Here is a 15014-nt window from a genome sequence, read left to right as displayed (position 1 = left end):
TCAGGGCGCGCCGCCGCGCGCGACGAGCTCGCGCGCCAGCTGGCGGTAGGCCTCGGCACCCGCGTGGGTGGCGGCGTAGGTCGTGATCGGCTCGGCGGCCAGGGTCGCGTCGGGGAACTTGACGGTGCGGCTGATCACGGTGTGGAACACGATGTCGGCGAAGTGGTCCACGACGCTGCGGACGACCTCGCGGGAGTGGAGGGTCCGCCCGTCGTACATCGTGGCGAGGATGCCGTCGATCTCCAGCCGCGGGTTGAGCCGGTCGGTGATCTTCTCGATCGTCTCGATCAGCAGGGCCACCCCGCGCATCGCGAAGAACTCGCACTCGAGCGGGATCAGCACCCCGTGCGCGGCCGTGAGGGCGTTGACGGTCAGCAGCCCGAGCGAGGGCTGGCAGTCGATGAGGATGACGTCGTAGTCGTCGAGGACCGGCCGCAGCACCCTGGCCAGGATCTGCTCGCGCGCGACCTCCCCCACGAGCTGCACCTCCGCCGCGGAGAGGTCGATGTTGGCCGGGAGGATGTCGATGCCCGGGACGCGGGTGGGCAGGATGACGTCGCGCACGTCGTGGCCGCGCTCCACGAGGAGGTTGTAGACGGTGACGTCGAGGTCGTTGGTGCGGATGCCGAAGCCCACCGAGAGCGCGCCCTGGGGGTCGAAGTCCACCATGAGGACCTTGCGGCCGTACTCGGCCAGGGCCGCCCCGAGGTTGATGGTGCTCGTCGTCTTGCCGACGCCGCCCTTCTGGTTGCACATCGCGATGATGCGGGCGGGGCCGTGGCCGTCCAGCGGGGGCGGGGTCGGGAAGTCGGGCATCGGGCGACCGGTCGGACCGTCCTGCCCCACGCCCGTGGACTCGGTGCCCGGCAGGCGGTCGTAGGTGGCGTGTGCCTCGCGGTTCACGTAGTTCTCCAGCCTCGCTCGCGTCGGGGTCGGCCTCCCGCCGATCTGGCCGACACTAACGGTTCGCGTGCGTCGGGACCCCTCCCGTCAACCTCGACCTCAGGTCGAGGCTTCTCCCTCCCGGACGTCGGGTTGACCGTTCGGGTGGCCGTCAGCCGCGCGCCCGCGGGTGCGCCTGGGCGTAGACCTCCCGCAGGTGCTGCGTCGACACGTGGGTGTAGATCTGCGTGGTGGTGACGGAGGCGTGGCCCAGCAGCTCCTGCACCACCCGCACGTCCGCGCCCCCGTCGAGGAGGTGGGTCGCGAACGAGTGGCGCAGCGTGTGCGGCGACACGTCACCGCGCAGCCCGGCGCGGTCCGCCGCCGCCTTGATCGCGCTCCAAGCCGACTGCCGGGACAGGCGGCCGCCACGGGCGTTGACGAAGACGGCAGGGGTCCCGCGGCCGGCCCTGGCCATCCCTGGCCGGCCCCGGACCAGCCAGGCGTCCAGCGCGTCGCGGGCGTAGCGACCCATGGGCACGATCCGCTCCTTGCGACCCTTGCCGAAGAGGCGAACCACTCCCCCGGTCCCGTCCTCGGCCCGGCCGAGCTCCAGGTCGTCCAGGTCCAGGGCGATCGCCTCGCTGACGCGGGCGCCGCAGCCGTAGAGCACCTCCAGCAGGGCGCGGTCCCGCAGGGCCGCCGGGCCGTCGCCGAGCGCGGCCGCCTGCAGGAGCCGTTCGACGTCGCCGACCGTGAGCGCCTTCGGCAGCCTCCGGGGAGGGGCGGGCGGGCGGACGTCCTCCGAGGGGTCGCCGGCCACCTCCCCCTCGAGCGCCAGGAAGCGGTGCAGGCCGCGGACAGCCACCACCGTGCGGGCCGCCGAGGTCGCGGCCAGCGGCGGATGCTCCTCGTCACCGCGACGCAGGTGGGCCAGGAAGTCGGTGACGTGCTTCTCGCGCACCCCCGCCGGGGCGTCGACGCCCTGCGTGGCGAGGAACGAAAGGTAGCGGTCCGTGTCCCGGCGGTAGGCGCGCAGGGTGTGCTCCGAGCGCCCCCGCTCGACCCGCAGATGGTCCAGCCAGCCGTCCGTGGCGCGTCGCAGCGGGGTGCGGGGCCTCGGTGGCCGGACGGGTCCGCTCACCCGGCGATCACCGCAGGGGCGTGGCCGCCCGACAGGGCCGGCTCGCGGGACGCCCGGACGAGCACCACGACGAACCAGACCGCCAGGACGAGGGTCACGACGACGAGCAGGAGGGCCAGCGCGGCCAGTGGGCCGGGCGCGACCTCGACGTCGCCGTCGCCCGTCAGCGCGAAAAGGACGAGGCCCAGGAGGACGGCGAACAGGTCGACGGCCGGGAGCGCCCACCGGAGCACTCTGGCCGGGGCGCGGACCCTGTCGCTCGTCGCGAGGGCGATCAGGGCGGTGCACACCGTGATCACGAAGGCCGCCTGCGCCAGGGCCTCCACCGCGACGGGGACGGGGTGCTCGACGAGGCGGTGGGTGGTGGTGGTGAAGCCGCCCTCACCGGTCACGTCCGTCTCCAGCCGCCGGAGGAGGAGGGCCGGCACCGAGGCGACGAGTCCCGCACCTGCGGCGGCACGCGCCCAGGGGAGGGCGGCGTGCAGGTGGGCGACCCGGTGCACGCCGAGCACGACGAGGCCGTACCCCACGGGGTCGAGGAGAAGGTCGACCGTGCCCACGTCGAGGTCGAGGGCAACGACCAGGATCCCCAGGACCACCAGCTTCAGAGGCGTCATGCCCCGATGATGTCCCACCGCGCCGCAGCGTTGCGGTCGGGACTGATCTGGTCGGGAGAGACTGGGCCCCATGCGCTGGTATGCCGACTCCCCCGGACGCCACACCCGTCAGGTGCTCATGGACCTCCTCGTGGCGGCCTGGGTGGTGCTCTGGGTGCTCGTCGCGCGGTGGGTGCACGGCTTGGTGATGACGCTCGCCGCCCCTGCGGATCCGCTGCGGGACGCCGGCACCTCGCTGCGCGACCGGATGACCGAGGCCGCAGCCACGGTGACCGAGATCCCCCTCGTCGGGGACCGGCTGGACGCGCCCTTCACCGGGGCCGCAGGCGTCGGTGCCGACCTGGTGGACGCCGGCGACACGCTCGAGCGGTCGGTGTCGACGGTCGCGATGGTCGTCTCCCTGACGACCGCGGCGACGCCGGTCCTGCTCGTCGTGCTGCTGTGGCTGCTCGTGCGGGTGACGTGGATGCGTCGGGCATCCGCGCTGGGCCGCGAGCTGGACGACCCGGAGTCCATCGAGCTGCTCGCGCTGCGGGCGCTCGTGCGCCAGGACCCGCGCCGGCTGCAGGCCGTCCTCGCGGACCCCGTGGGCGCCTTCCGCTCCGGTGATCCCTCGTCCTTGCGAGCGCTGGCGGACCTGGAGCTCGGGCAGGTCGGTCTCCGGTCGCGTCGATGACTCCGGTCGCCCGCGCTGGTCGGAGGAGCATCACGACCTTCCTGCTCATCCCGGGCGCGGGCGGTGCCGCGTCGTCCTGGCACCTCGTCGCGCGCGGCCTGCACGCCCGCGGTCACCGGGCGGTGGCCGTGGACCTGCCCGCCGACGACGAGGAGGCGGGACTCACGGCATACGCCCGGGTGGCCGCCGCGTGCGCGCCCGGGGGGCCGGCACCGCTGGTCGTCGTGGGCCAGTCGATGGGTGCGATGACGGCGCCACTGCTCTGCGACCTCGTGCCCGTCGCCCTCCTGGTGCTGCTCAACCCGATGATCCCCGCGCCGGGCGAGACCGGCGGCGAGTGGTGGGAGGTCACCGGGCAGCGGCAGGCCATGGAGGCCGAGGCCCTCCGGCTGGGGCTGGACGCCTGCACGCTGGAGGACCCGGCCGTCGTGTTCGGCCACGACGTCCCGACGGAGCTCTTCGCCGAGGCGGGGCGGCACACCCGGGACCAGTCCTCCCGTCCGTTCCTGGACCCCTGGCCGCTCACCGCCTGGCCAGACGTGCCGACGCGCGTGCTGGTGGGACGGGACGACAGGTTCTTCCCGCCCGCGTTCCAGCGCCGGCTGGCCCGGGACCGGCTGGGGCTGGACGTGGACGAGGTGCCGGGCAGCCACTCGGCGATGCTGAGCCGGCCGGACGAGGTGGCGGCGAGGCTCGACCGCTACGCGCGAGAGCTGGTGCGCTGAGCCGGGTCAGCCGTGCCGCTGGCGCAGCACCCGCTCGACGTCCTCGAGCCCGAGTCCCCGCGCGCGCAGCAGGACGAGCAGGTGGTACACCAGGTCCGCGGACTCCCCCAGCAGGGCGTCGTCGTCCTGGGCCACGGCGGCGAGCGCCGTCTCGACGCCCTCCTCCCCGACCTTCTGCGCGATGCGCCGGACGCCGTCGGTGAACAGGCGCGTCGTGTAGGAGCCCTCGGGCAGCTCCGCCCTGCGGCTCGCCACCACGGCGTCCAGCTCGGGCAGGAAGTGCTGACCGTGCCGTCCCGTCGGGGTGTCCGCGCCGACCCCCCGGCCCGTCCGCGCCGACCCGTCGGTCGGTGTGGGTTCGGGGGCGAGGGCGTCGGGGCCGAAGCAGGTGTCGTCACCGGTGTGGCACGTCGGCCCGGCGGGGAGGGCGTGCAGGAGCAGGGTGTCTCGGTCGCAGTCCACCTCGACCGCCTCGACCCGCAGCACGTTGCCGCTGGTCTCCCCCTTGGTCCACGACGTCCCGCGGCTGCGGGACCAGAACGTGGCGAGCCCCGTCTCCAGGGTGGCGGCGAGCGCCCCCTCGTCGAGGAACCCCACCATCAGCACCTGTCCGGTGCGGGCGTGCTGGACGACGCCCGGGACCAGGCCGCCCGCCTTGGCGAAGTCCACGTCCGCCACGCCGAGACCCTCCGGGCGCAGCGGGATCACGCCGCGGCCCCCGGGACCTCGCGGACCACGAGCCCCGCCGCGGCCAGGTCGCGCTTGAGGGCGGGGATCGAGATGGCGCCGGAGTGGAAGACGGTCGCGGCGAGCGCCCCGTCGACGTCGGCGTCGCGGAAGACCTCGGTGAAGTGCTCCGGGGCGCCGGCCCCGCCGCTGGCGATGAGTGGCACGGCGCAGACGGCACGGACGGCGGCCAGCTGCTCCACGTCATACCCGGAGCGCACGCCGTCCGAGCCCATGCAGTTGAGGACGACCTCGCCGGCCCCGAGACCGACCACCTGCGGGACCCACTCGAGGGTGGGGACGGGCAGGGCCCGGGTGGCGTCGGGGTCGCCGGTGAGCTGGCGGATCCGCCAGACGCCGTCCTCGTCGCGCAGGCTGTCGACGCCGACGACGACGCACTGCACCCCGAAGGCGTCGGCGAGCTCGCTGACCAGATCTGGTCGCTGGGTGGCCGGCGTGTTGACGGAGACCTTGTCCGCGCCGGCGTGCAGGACCGCGCGGGCGGCCCCCACCGAGCGGATTCCCCCGGCGACGCAGAAGGGGATGTCGATGACCCTGGCCACCCGGCGGACCCACTCGACGTCGACCGCGCGGCTCTGGGGGCTGGCGGTGATGTCGTAGAAGACGAGCTCGTCGGCGCCCTCGGCCGCGTAGCGCGTCGCCAGCTCCACGATGTCGCCCATGTCGCGGTGGTCGCGGAACCTCGTGCCCTTGACGACGCGGCCGTCCCGGACGTCCAGGCAGGGGATGATCCGGCGGGCGAGCGTCACAGCCCCTCCTCCTCGATCGCCTGGGTCACCGTCAGGCGACCCTCGAGGAGGGCCTTGCCGAGGATGATCCCGGCGCAGCCGTGGCGCCGGGCGGCGCGCACGTCGTCCACGTCCCGGGCGCCGCCGGAGGCCTGGACCTGCAGGTGGGGGGCCGAGCGGGTGAGCATCGTGTAGAGGTGGAAGTTCGGGCCGGACAGGGTGCCGTCCCGCCCGATGTCCGTGCACAGCACGTGCCGCAGCCCCGACGCGTCGTAGCGGTGCAGCGTGGTGATGAGGTCCTGGTCGGCGACCGAGGTCCAGCCCGCCGTCGGCAGCACCCACACCCCGTCGTCGCCGGTGCGCGTGTCGAGCGCCACGGTGACCTGCTCGGGCCCGAACGTCTCCAGCCAGCCCGTCACCATGCCCGGATCCTCCACCGCCAGCGACCCCACGACGACCCGGGTCGCCCCGGCGTCGAGCAGCCGATGCACGTCGTCGGCGGACCGGACGCCGCCGCCGGTCTGCACCATGAGGCCGGTCGTGTCGACGATCCGGGTGAGCGTCTCCAGGAGCGTGTAGCCGCCCGCCCGTGCCGCGTCGAGGTCGACGAGGTGCAGCCACCGGGCGCCGGAGCGGGCGTAGCTGGTGGCGACGGCGACCGGGTCGTCGGTGTAGCGCGTCTCCTTCTCGTAGTCGCCGCGCAGCAGGCGCACCACGGCCCCGCCTCTCACGTCGATGGCCGGGTAGACGGTGAAGGGGGTGCTCACGGGAAGCTCTCCGGTCGAGGTGGACAGGTGGCGCGTCATCGGCCGACCTCGACGATGAAGTTACGCAGGAGTCGCGCGCCGAGCGCGGCGGAACGCTCCGGGTGGAACTGTGCGCCCCACCGTAGCCCGTCGCGCACGACCGCCGACCACACCCCGCCGTGGGTGGTCGTAGCGACGGTGCGGGCGCCGACAGGTGCGGCGTAGGAGTGCACGAAGTAGGCGCGCTCCCCCGGTGCGACGCCGCGCAGCAGCGGGTCGTCGGCCAGCCCCTCCAGGGCGTTCCAGCCCATGTGCGGCACCCGCACCCCCGGGGCGGGAGGTATGGCGACCACGTCCCCGGGGATGAGGCCGAGGGCCTCCACCCCGCCGTCCTCGGCGGAGCGGTCGAAGAGCAGCTGCATACCGAGGCAGACGCCGAGGAGGGGCGCCTGGACCTCGTGCAGGGTCTCGACGAGGCCGGCCTCGCGGAGCCGGCGCATGCCGGCCGCGGCCGCGCCGACGCCGGGCAGGATCACCCGGTCGGCGGCGAGGATGTCGGCCGGGTCGGAGGTGAGGCGGGCCGTCGCACCCAGCCGTTCCAGGGCATACGTGACCGACCCGATGTTGGTCCCGCCCGAGTCGACGAGAGCGATCCGGGGTCCGCTCACAGGACCCCCTTCGTGGACGGGAGCTCGGTGGCGTCCCCCGAGCGGGCCAGGCCCTGGCGCAGGGCACGGGCGACGGCCTTGAACCCGACCTCCACCTGGTGGTGGGTGTTGGTCCCGGTGACGGACAGGTGCAGCGTGCACCGCAGCGCGTCGGCGAAGGAGCGCCAGAAGTGCTCGACCATCTCGGTGGAGAACTCGCCGACGCTCGGCCGGTCGAAGGCGCCCTCGTAGCGGAAGTACGGGCGCCCGGACAGGTCGATCGCCGCCGTCGCCTGCGCCTCGTCCATGGGCAGGGTGAAGCCGTAGCGACCGATGCCGCGCTTGTCGCCCAGCGCCTCCCGCACCGCCTCGCCCACGGCGAGGGCCACGTCCTCGACGGTGTGGTGGTCGTCGATGTGGAGGTCGCCGTCGCAGCGCACCCGCATCGCGAAGCCCCCGTGCTTGGCGAGCTGGTCGAGCATGTGGTCGAAGAAGCCGATCCCGGTCTCGGCGACGCCGCCGGGCGTGCCGTCGAGGTCGACGTCGACGACGATGCGCGTCTCGCTGGTGCTGCGCTCCACCCGGGCGGTGCGGGGTCGGTCGACGACGGCGTGGGCGATCTGCGGCCAGGTCGTCGTGGGCAGCTCGCTCCCCAGGCCGGCGCCGGCGGGCAGCAGGTAGGTGCGGATGCCGAGGTTGTCGCCGAACTGCTTGTCGGAGAGGCGGTCCCCGACCATGAAGGAGCGGGACCAGTCGACGCCGTGGTCCTTGAGGAGGTGGACGACCCGACCGATGCCCGGCTTGCGGGTCCACGGGGCCTCCGGTCCGCCGTGGTGCGGGTCCACGACGACCTCCCGGAAGCGGACCCCCTGGCTGGTCAGGACCTGCATCACCAGGCCGTGCGCCGCGTCGAAGGCCTCCTGGGGGAAGGAGTCGGTGCCCAGGCCGTCCTGGTTGGTCACCATGACGAGGTCGAAGCCGGCGTCCTGGATCCGCAGCAGCGCGGGGATCACGCCGTCGACGAAGGCGACCTTGTCCAGGCGGTCCACCTGGTGGTCCTCCGGCTCGGTGATGATCGTCCCGTCACGGTCGACGAAGCAGATCGGGCGGGCGGTCGGGCTCATGAGGGGTCTCCCAGTGCGCGGTCGAGGGCGGTCATCTCGAGGTCGGTGCCGATGGTGATGCGGAGGGCGTCGTCGAGCCCGGGCAGGTGGCGCATGTCACGCACCACGATGCCGTCGGCGGTCAGGACGTCCAGGAGGCGGTCCGGCTCGTCGCAGCGGACGAGGAGGAAGTTGGCCTCGCTGGCGTAGATGGCCCGCACCCCGTCGAGGTCGCGCAGGGCCCGCACGGCGCGGTCCCGCAGCCGCAGCGTCCCCCCGACCCGCTGGCGGGTCGCCTCCAGCGCCTCGGGGGTCAGGGCCCTCAGCGCGAGCTCGGCGACCGGCACGGGCACGGGGTAGGGCGCCTGCACCCGGCGGAGCACGACGGCGAGGTCGGGGTGGACCAGCGCGAGCCCGACGCGCAGCCCGGCCAGGCCGTGGGCCTTGGACAGGGTGCGGAGCACGACGAGGTTGGGGTGCTCCTCGAGCAGCGTGACGGCGGAGCGCTGCGAGGCGAACTCGCCATAGGCCTCGTCGACCACGACGACCGCGCGGTCCGCCAGCCGCTCGGCCAGGTCGCTCACCTGCCGCAGCGGCACGACGGAGGCGGTCGGGTTGCCCGGCGAGGCCAGGAAGACGAGCCTCGCCCCGGCCGCCACGGCGGCGGCGGCGACGGCGTCGGTGTCGACCCGCCAGGTCAGGCCGTCGTCGACCTGGGGCACGTCGACGACGGGCGACCCGTGGAGCCGGGCGGAGACGGCATACATCCCGAAGGTCGGTGGGGTCACGACCACCCCGTCGCCGCCCGGGCGGCACAGCGCCCGCACCAGCAGCTCGATCATCTCGTCGCTGCCGCGCCCGACGACGACCCGGTCCGGCGTGGTCGCCCACAGGTCGGCGAAGGCATCCACGAGCGCGGACGGCTGCGGGTCGGGATAGCGGCGGCTGGTGCCGTCGACGTCCACGGAGCTCGGGTAGCCGGACTCGTTGGCGTTCAGCCAGATCCGCGCCGGCGTCGCCGTCCCCGGCGCGCTCGTGCGGGCCGAGGAGTAGCCGGTGAAGTCGCGCAGGTCCTCGCGCAGCAGGTGCTCCGGGAAGCCGGTCATGGGCGCACCCCGTCGGTGTCCGCCGGACCCCCGACGCCGGCGCGCCCGGCGACGATGCGGTCCAGCCGCCGGGTGACGGCGCGCTGGTGCGCGTGCAGCTGCTCGGCCCCCGACAGCACCACCGCCGTCGGACCCACCCGCTCCAGACCGGCGGGGGTCGCCTCCTGCACCGTCATGGCGATCTGGAACGCAGACACGTTGACGCCACCGGTGAACCGGGCGGCCCCGGCCGTGGGGAGGACGTGGTTGGTCCCGGAGCAGTAGTCGCCGAGCGTCTCCGGCGTCATCATCCCCAGGAACACCGACCCGGCCCGCTCGATCCCGGCGAGGAGGGTCCGCGGGTCCTGCACCGCGAGGATGAGGTGCTCGGGGGCGTAGTCGTTGGACACCTCGACCGCGGTGGCGAGGTCGGGGGTGACGACGAGGCGGCTGGACGCGAGGGCCTTGCGGGCGATCGCCGCCCGCGGCAGGGTCTCGACCTGAGCCTCCACCTCCTCCGCGACCGCCTCGGCCAGCGCCCGGGAGTCGGTCAGCAGCACCACCTGGCTGTCCGGCCCGTGCTCGGCCTGCGAGAGCAGGTCGGCGGCGACGAACTCGGGGTCGGCCGAGGCGTCGGCGATGACGAGCACCTCCGACGGCCCGGCCGGCATGTCGATCCCGGGTCCGCCCTCGGCCGTCGACACCTGCCGCTTGGCCTCGGTGACCCAGGCGTTGCCGGGACCGAAGATCTTGTCGCACCGTGGGACCGAGTCGGTGCCGTACGCCATCGCAGCGACCGCCTGCGCGCCACCCACGACGAAGACCCGGGCGATGCCGCACTCGGCGGCCGCCGCGAGCACGGCGGGGTCGGCGGTGCCGTCCGGGCGGGGCGGGGTGCACAGCACCACCTCCGGGCAGCCGGCCAGCTGGGCGGGGACACCGAGCATGAGCGCGGTGGAGGGCAGCGGCGCGGAGCCGGCGGGGACGTAGAGGCCGACGCGGCGGATCGGTCGGACGACACGCTCGCACACCACCCCGGGGGCGGTCTCCACGGCATACCCCGACTGCATCCCGGCCTCGTGGAAGGCGCGGATGCGGCCGGCGGCCTCGGTGATCGCCGCGCGCAGCTCGGGGTCGAGACCGGCCGCCGCGGCGTCCCGGTCGGCCACCGGCACCTCGAGCCGGGCGGGGCGGGCGCCGTCGAGGCGGGCGGTGAGCTCACGCAGGGCCTCGTCACCCCGGTCGCGGACCTGCCCCAGGATCGCCGCCACCCCCTCGGTCACCTCGGCGCCGGCCGCCGCGGTGGCGCGGCGCAGGGCCTCCACCCGCTCGGCCTCGCCCAGCTCGGTCCAGGTCAGGACGTTCATGCCAGCATCCCCTCCACGGGCAGCACCATGAGGTTGGAGGCCCCGGCGCGCTTGAGCTCCTCGAGCCGTGACCACGACACCGAGCCGTGCACCAGCACCTGCACGGACACCTCGTCGCGCCCGTCGACCTGCAGCACGGTGGGCTCGTGGCCCGCGGGCAGCAGCGGGAGGACCGTGTCGACCAGGGAACGGTCCGTGCGGAGCATGAGCAGCCGCGCCTCCTTGAGCTGCACCGCCCCGTCGAGGCGACGCAGCAGCAGGTCGGCGATCTCCTGCCGGCCGTCCTCGAGGGTGTGGTCCGGCCCGGCGATGACGGCCTCGGACTCCAGGATGGTCGTCACCGGGCGCAGCTGGTTGGCGCGCAGCGTGCCGCCGGTGGAGACGAGGTCGCACACGACGTCGGCCTGCCCGAGGCGCGGGGCGATCTCGACCGAGCCGTTGAGGACGACCGGCTGGGCGTCGACCCCCTGCTCGCGCAGCCAGCGTCCGAGGGTCTGCGGGTAGGAGGTCGCGATGCGCAGCCCCTCGAGCTGCGCGGGGCCGGTCCACTCCAGGTCCTCGGGGACGGCGACGTCGAGGCGGCAGACGCCCCACCCCAGCTGGCGCCACTCGGTGAGCCGGACCCCCCGCCCCTGGGCCTCGTGCTCCAGCCCGTGCTCGACGAGGACGTTGCGCCCCACCACCCCGAGGTCGCAGACGCCGTCGGCGATCAGCCCGGGGATGTCGTCGTCGCGGACGAGGAGCACGTCCACGGGCAGGCTCTCGCCGTAGAGGAACAGCCGGTCCCGGCTCTCGCGCCACGTCAGCCCGCACGAGGCGAGCAGCTCGCGGGCGGGGTCGCCGAGGCGGCCGCTCTTCTGGACGGCGACGCGGAGGCGGTCGCGCGGCTGGGCGGGCGGGGTCATCGGGGCCTTCCGGGAGGGGTCGGTATGCCGTGGGCTCGGGGCCGGGGCGTTCGTCGCGGGGTCGGGCGAGGGTCGTGCGGGGCTGGGGCGTGCCGGTCGGTGCTCAGGGCGTCGGGGCGGCCTGCGTTCGGCCGGGATGATGCTCGAGCGCGGCCCGGTAGCCGCCGGCGCCACCCTCGAGGCAGCGTGCGATGCGGCCCACGGTCGTGACGCTCACCCCGGTGTCCTCGTGGATCTGGCGGTAGGACATCCCCTGGGCCAGCAGGGGGACGACCGACCAGCGGTCGGCCAGCGCCTCGATCTCGGCCGGCGTGCACAGGTCCTCGAGGAAGGCGTCGACCTCGACGGGGTCGGTGAGGGCGGCGACGACCTGGGCCAGCTGGGCCCGGACCTGACGGGCCCGCTCCGGACCGTCCTCGCGCTGCTTCATCGATGTACTCCTGGTGGCGGTGTGTAATAACGCGCTAGTACGCTAACACGAGCGACGGTGGGGAACCGCATCGGCTGCCTGCGGGCGCCCGCTACTAGGGTGTGCGGCATGCGCCGCCGCTCCCTCCCCGTGCTCCTGTCGGTCCTCGCCATCCCCCTGGCCGGCTGCGGCTCGGGGAACGCGACCTTCCCCGGGGCGCAGGACACGGCGACCGTGTCCGCCACCGGTGCCGACGGTGCCGCACTGGCCTGCGAGGAGCCGCCCGCGGCCCCGGCCGACGTCCGCAGCTTCACCCAGGACGACCTGCCGCAGCCGCTGACCGGCGACCCGGCCACCCTGACCGCGACCCTGACCACCACCTGCGGCGACATCGTGCTCGAGCTCGACGCGGCCGCCGCCCCGCAGACCGTGGCCTCCTTCGCCTTCCTCGCCGAGGAGGGCTACTGGGACGACAGCCCCTGCCACCGCCTGACCACCTCGGGCATCTTCGTCCTGCAGTGCGGCGACCCCTCCGGCACCGGCCGCGGCAACCCGGGCTACGGCTACGGCATCGAGAACGCCCCCGAGGCCGGCGTCTACCCCGCCGGCACGCTCGCGATGGCCCGCACCGCCGACCCGGAGAGCAACGGCGGGCAGTTCTTCGTGGTCTACGAGGAGACCCAGCTGCCGACCGACGGCGGTGGCTACAGCGTGTTCGGCCGGGTGACCGAGGGTCTCGACATCGTTGAGGCGATCGCCGCGGCAGGGGCCGAGGGCGGCGCCCCCGACGGCCCGCCCGCGCAGCCCGTCAGCATCCTCTCCGTCGAGGTCGACGAGGGCTGAGCCCCACCCTCGACGCCCTCACCCCCCGACGCCCCCACCCCGACGCCGCCACCCCCGACGCCGCCACCCCCGACGCCCCCACCCCGACTCACAGGCGTTGAGCCCTTCATCCGGCCAGATGCATCCGCCGTTCCGCAGGTTTCGCGCCTGTGAGTCGGCGGTCGGGGGCGTGTGCCGCAGGCTCAGACCTCGGGCTGGGCGAGCTCCACACGCAGCGCCGCCACGACCTCGGCCCGGGGCACGGTGAACTGGTCCTGTCGGCGCAGGTCCTTGATCGTCACGGTGCCCTCGCCCACCTCCTGCGGCCCCAGGATCGCGACGAAGCGGATCCCAGCGCGGTCGGCATACCGCAGCTGCTTGCCGAGCTTGCCCCCGTCGAGCACCGCCTCGGTGTTGATCCCGCCGTGGCGCAGGTGCGAGGCCAGCGCCAGCTGGTCGTCGAGCAGCGCGGCGTCCACCTGGGGGACGAGCACCTGCACGGTCGAGCGAGCCGTCGAGGCTTGCAGGATGCCCGCCTCGCGCAGCTGCCAGAACAGCCGGGACAGCCCGATCGAGATCCCGACGCCCGGCAGCCGGGACCGGGTGTACTGCCCCGCGAGGTTGTCGTAGCGGCCGCCGCTGCAGATCGACCCGATCTCGGGGTGGTCGTCCAGGACGGTCTCGTAGACCGTCCCCGTGTAGTAGTCCAGGCCGCGGGCGATCGAGAAGTTGAGGCGGTAGTCCTGCTCCGGCACGCCGAGCGCCCGCACCAGCGTGAGCACCTCACGCAGCTCGGCGACCCCCTCGGCCAGCGCCTGGCTCCCCCGCGACGCCGCCTCGACCGCGGCGAGCCGCGCGAGGGCGTCGTCGTGCCCGGTGGAGCGCACCTGCACGAAGGAGAGGATCTGCTCGACGACGTCCTCCGCGAGCCCGAAGTCCTCACCGGTCAGCGTCGTGCGCAGGTATTCCTCGCCGCGCTTGTCCAGCTTGTCGACCTCGCGCAGGACCGCCGCCTGCTGCTCGCCGTCCACGATCCCGAGGTCCTCGTAGAACCCGCGCAGGAGCTTGCGGTTGTTGACCTGGATCGTGAACGCGCCGATGGCCAGGTCGGTGAAGATCGCGTGGATGATCGCCGGGCACTCGGCGTCGTGGCGGACCGACAGCTCGTCCTTGCCGATGATGTCGACGTCGCACTGGTAGAACTCGCGGAACCGCCCCCGCTGGGGCCGCTCCCCGCGGTAGACCCGCTGCATCTGGTAGCGGCGGAACGGGAAGGTCAGCTGGTGCTCGTGCTCGGCGACGTAGCGGGCCAGCGGCACCGTCAGGTCGAAGCGCAGGGCGAGCTCGGGGTATGCCGCCTCCTCGCCCTCCGCGTCCCCCTCACCGGCCGCGTCGCGCGCCTTCTCGAGCGCACCGGTGGACTGCACGAAGTAGACCTGGCGCTCGGTCTCGCCGCCGGTCTTGGTCAGCAGCACCTCGCTGCGCTCGAAGACCGGCGTCTCGACCGGGAGGAACCCGAACCGCTCGTAGCCGGCGCGGATGGCGTCCAGCATCCGTTGGAAGGCGATCTGCTCCGGGGGCAGCAGCTCGAAGGTTCCGGACGGCGTGCGGGGGGTGATCACGCCGGGCAGTCTACGTCGGGGCTGATGGGCGCCCGCCCGCCCGCCCGGGCCCTCCGGCGGGGTCAGAGCGCGAGGAGGTAGGGGTTGGTCCGCCGCTCGCGGGCCATCGTCGTCGCGGGTCCGTGGCCGGGCAGGACCAGGGACGAGTCGGCCAGCGGCATCACCACGTCGCGCAACGATCGCTCCATCGCGGCGTGGTCGCCCCCGGGCAGGTCGGTGCGGCCGATGGAGCCCGCGAAGAGGACGTCCCCGGAGAGGACGGTGCGGTCCAGCTCGTCCGAGGCGAGGCCGTGGGGAAGCGCGGGCAGGCTGAACAGGACCGACCCCTCGGTGTGACCCGGAGCGTGCGCGATCTCGACCTGGAGGCCGGCCAGCTCGAGGACCTCCCGGTCACGCACGTGCACCACCCGCTCCGGCTCGGTCCACGTCGAGACCCGGCCGAACTGCTGCTCGAGCGCCAGGCGCACCGGTGCGGTGAGGAGGCTGACCGGGTCCTTGAGGCGATAGGCGTCGTCACCGTGGATGTAGGCGGCCGTGGTGCCGCCGCACACCGGGGTCACCGAGTAGACGTGGTCGAGGTGACCGTGGGTGAGGAGCACGGCCGCGGGTCGCAGCCGGTGCTGCGCCAGCACCTCCCGGACCCGCTCGACCACCCCGAAACCGGGGTCCACGAGGACGCACTCCTCGCCCTCCTCGGGCGCGACGACATAGCAGTTGGTGCCGAACGCGTCGGCGACGATGCTGCGCACGAACATGCGGGCAGCCTATGCCGGGAGGCGTTGGGTAGGC

General features: G+C 74.1%; 17 protein-coding genes. 3 read left to right on the top strand and 14 right to left on the bottom strand.

Annotation, left to right across the window (positions count from 1 at the left end):
* The 3 genes from D4B81_RS13140 to D4B81_RS13130 form a co-directional block, all read right to left on the bottom strand.
* Positions 1-816, bottom strand: coding sequence for a ParA family protein (locus tag D4B81_RS13140; RefSeq protein ID WP_202613700.1), 816 nt, complete (start codon positions 814-816; stop codon positions 1-3).
* A 238-nt stretch (positions 817-1054) separates the two neighbouring features.
* A complete protein-coding gene (locus tag D4B81_RS13135) occupies positions 1055-2026 on the bottom strand; it encodes a site-specific tyrosine recombinase XerD (RefSeq protein ID WP_237565987.1) in 972 nt (323 codons plus the stop codon).
* Positions 2023-2643 (bottom strand): hypothetical protein, encoded by a 621-nt coding sequence (locus D4B81_RS13130; RefSeq protein ID WP_122263058.1) that lies wholly within the window; start codon positions 2641-2643, stop codon positions 2023-2025. Before D4B81_RS13130 ends, D4B81_RS13135 begins: the two co-directional genes overlap by 4 nt.
* Before the next feature lie 70 nt (positions 2644-2713).
* Here D4B81_RS13130 and D4B81_RS13125 point away from each other — a divergent pair, with 70 nt between their 5' ends.
* Together D4B81_RS13125 and D4B81_RS13120 are read left to right on the top strand one after the other, a co-directional pair.
* Positions 2714-3319, top strand: coding sequence for a hypothetical protein (locus tag D4B81_RS13125; protein ID WP_122263057.1), 606 nt, complete (start codon positions 2714-2716; stop codon positions 3317-3319).
* Positions 3316-4044, top strand: a complete 729-nt coding sequence (locus tag D4B81_RS13120; RefSeq protein ID WP_202613694.1) for an alpha/beta fold hydrolase — start codon at positions 3316-3318, stop codon at positions 4042-4044. Before D4B81_RS13125 ends, D4B81_RS13120 begins: the two co-directional genes overlap by 4 nt.
* 6 nt (positions 4045-4050) lie before the next feature.
* Here D4B81_RS13120 and hisIE read toward each other — a convergent pair whose 3' ends face one another.
* From hisIE to D4B81_RS13075, 9 genes are all read right to left on the bottom strand, one after another.
* The gene (gene hisIE, locus D4B81_RS13115; protein ID WP_122263056.1) at positions 4051-4752 is read right to left on the bottom strand and encodes a bifunctional phosphoribosyl-AMP cyclohydrolase/phosphoribosyl-ATP diphosphatase HisIE; all 702 of its coding nucleotides are present in this window, start codon (positions 4750-4752) and stop codon (positions 4051-4053) included.
* Entirely contained in the window at positions 4749-5540 is a 792-nt protein-coding gene (gene hisF, locus D4B81_RS13110; RefSeq protein ID WP_122263055.1) for an imidazole glycerol phosphate synthase subunit HisF, read from the bottom strand. Before hisF ends, hisIE begins: the two co-directional genes overlap by 4 nt.
* The gene (gene hisA / locus D4B81_RS13105) at positions 5537-6286 is read right to left on the bottom strand and encodes a 1-(5-phosphoribosyl)-5-[(5-phosphoribosylamino)methylideneamino]imidazole-4-carboxamide isomerase (protein ID WP_237565986.1); all 750 of its coding nucleotides are present in this window, start codon (positions 6284-6286) and stop codon (positions 5537-5539) included. Before hisA ends, hisF begins: the two co-directional genes overlap by 4 nt.
* Before the next feature lie 35 nt (positions 6287-6321).
* Positions 6322-6933: an imidazole glycerol phosphate synthase subunit HisH gene (gene hisH, locus D4B81_RS13100; protein ID WP_122263053.1), complete on the bottom strand. Its 612-nt coding sequence runs from the start codon at positions 6931-6933 to the stop codon at positions 6322-6324.
* On the bottom strand, positions 6930-8036 hold the full coding sequence (gene hisB / locus D4B81_RS13095) for a bifunctional histidinol-phosphatase/imidazoleglycerol-phosphate dehydratase HisB (protein ID WP_122263052.1): 1107 nt from the start codon (positions 8034-8036) through the stop codon (positions 6930-6932). Before hisB ends, hisH begins: the two co-directional genes overlap by 4 nt.
* Positions 8033-9121, bottom strand: coding sequence for a histidinol-phosphate transaminase (hisC, locus tag D4B81_RS13090; protein WP_122263051.1), 1089 nt, complete (start codon positions 9119-9121; stop codon positions 8033-8035). The genes hisB and hisC overlap by 4 nt, the downstream gene beginning before the upstream one ends.
* Positions 9118-10467 carry a histidinol dehydrogenase gene (gene hisD, locus D4B81_RS13085; RefSeq protein ID WP_122263050.1) on the bottom strand — a complete coding sequence of 450 codons (1350 nt, stop codon included), beginning with the start codon at positions 10465-10467 and terminating at the stop codon, positions 9118-9120. Before hisD ends, hisC begins: the two co-directional genes overlap by 4 nt.
* The gene (gene hisG, locus D4B81_RS13080; RefSeq protein ID WP_122263049.1) at positions 10464-11372 is read right to left on the bottom strand and encodes an ATP phosphoribosyltransferase; all 909 of its coding nucleotides are present in this window, start codon (positions 11370-11372) and stop codon (positions 10464-10466) included. Before hisG ends, hisD begins: the two co-directional genes overlap by 4 nt.
* Before the next feature lie 103 nt (positions 11373-11475).
* Entirely contained in the window at positions 11476-11802 is a 327-nt protein-coding gene (locus D4B81_RS13075) for a YerC/YecD family TrpR-related protein (RefSeq protein WP_122263048.1), read from the bottom strand.
* 108 nt (positions 11803-11910) lie between these two features.
* On the opposite strand from D4B81_RS13075, the gene D4B81_RS13070 reads away from it, so the two are divergent.
* Positions 11911-12624: a peptidylprolyl isomerase gene (locus D4B81_RS13070; protein ID WP_122263047.1), complete on the top strand. Its 714-nt coding sequence runs from the start codon at positions 11911-11913 to the stop codon at positions 12622-12624.
* 182 nt (positions 12625-12806) lie between these two features.
* Here the strand turns inward: D4B81_RS13070 and hisS are convergent, their stop codons facing one another.
* Positions 12807-14225 (bottom strand): histidine--tRNA ligase, encoded by a 1419-nt coding sequence (hisS, locus tag D4B81_RS13065; RefSeq protein ID WP_122263046.1) that lies wholly within the window; start codon positions 14223-14225, stop codon positions 12807-12809.
* A gap of 62 nt (positions 14226-14287) precedes the next feature.
* The gene (locus D4B81_RS13060; RefSeq protein ID WP_122263045.1) at positions 14288-14980 is read right to left on the bottom strand and encodes an MBL fold metallo-hydrolase; all 693 of its coding nucleotides are present in this window, start codon (positions 14978-14980) and stop codon (positions 14288-14290) included.
* Positions 14981-15014 lie beyond the last annotated feature (34 nt).

It is taken from the genome of Ornithinimicrobium cerasi (assembly GCF_003702705.1).
Lineage (GTDB): Bacteria > Actinomycetota > Actinomycetes > Actinomycetales > Dermatophilaceae > Ornithinicoccus > Ornithinicoccus cerasi.
The sequence above is the reverse complement of the archived record's forward strand: the minus strand, read 5'-3'. Positions and strand labels throughout refer to the sequence as shown.

Coding starts and splice junctions, on each gene's coding strand:
- D4B81_RS13075 (WP_122263048.1), bottom strand. CDS start 11,802: ATGAAGCAGCGCGAGGACGGTCCGGAGCGGGCCCGTCAGGTCCGGGCC.
- D4B81_RS13070 (WP_122263047.1), top strand. CDS start 11,911: ATGCGCCGCCGCTCCCTCCCCGTGCTCCTGTCGGTCCTCGCCATCCCC.
- hisG (WP_122263049.1), bottom strand. CDS start 11,372: ATGACCCCGCCCGCCCAGCCGCGCGACCGCCTCCGCGTCGCCGTCCAG.
- D4B81_RS13120 (WP_202613694.1), top strand. CDS start 3,316: ATGACTCCGGTCGCCCGCGCTGGTCGGAGGAGCATCACGACCTTCCTG.
- D4B81_RS13130 (WP_122263058.1), bottom strand. CDS start 2,643: ATGACGCCTCTGAAGCTGGTGGTCCTGGGGATCCTGGTCGTTGCCCTC.
- D4B81_RS13060 (WP_122263045.1), bottom strand. CDS start 14,980: ATGTTCGTGCGCAGCATCGTCGCCGACGCGTTCGGCACCAACTGCTAT.
- D4B81_RS13125 (WP_122263057.1), top strand. CDS start 2,714: ATGCGCTGGTATGCCGACTCCCCCGGACGCCACACCCGTCAGGTGCTC.
- hisD (WP_122263050.1), bottom strand. CDS start 10,467: ATGAACGTCCTGACCTGGACCGAGCTGGGCGAGGCCGAGCGGGTGGAG.
- D4B81_RS13140 (WP_202613700.1), bottom strand. CDS start 816: ATGCCCGACTTCCCGACCCCGCCCCCGCTGGACGGCCACGGCCCCGCC.
- hisB (WP_122263052.1), bottom strand. CDS start 8,036: ATGAGCCCGACCGCCCGCCCGATCTGCTTCGTCGACCGTGACGGGACG.
- hisC (WP_122263051.1), bottom strand. CDS start 9,121: ATGACCGGCTTCCCGGAGCACCTGCTGCGCGAGGACCTGCGCGACTTC.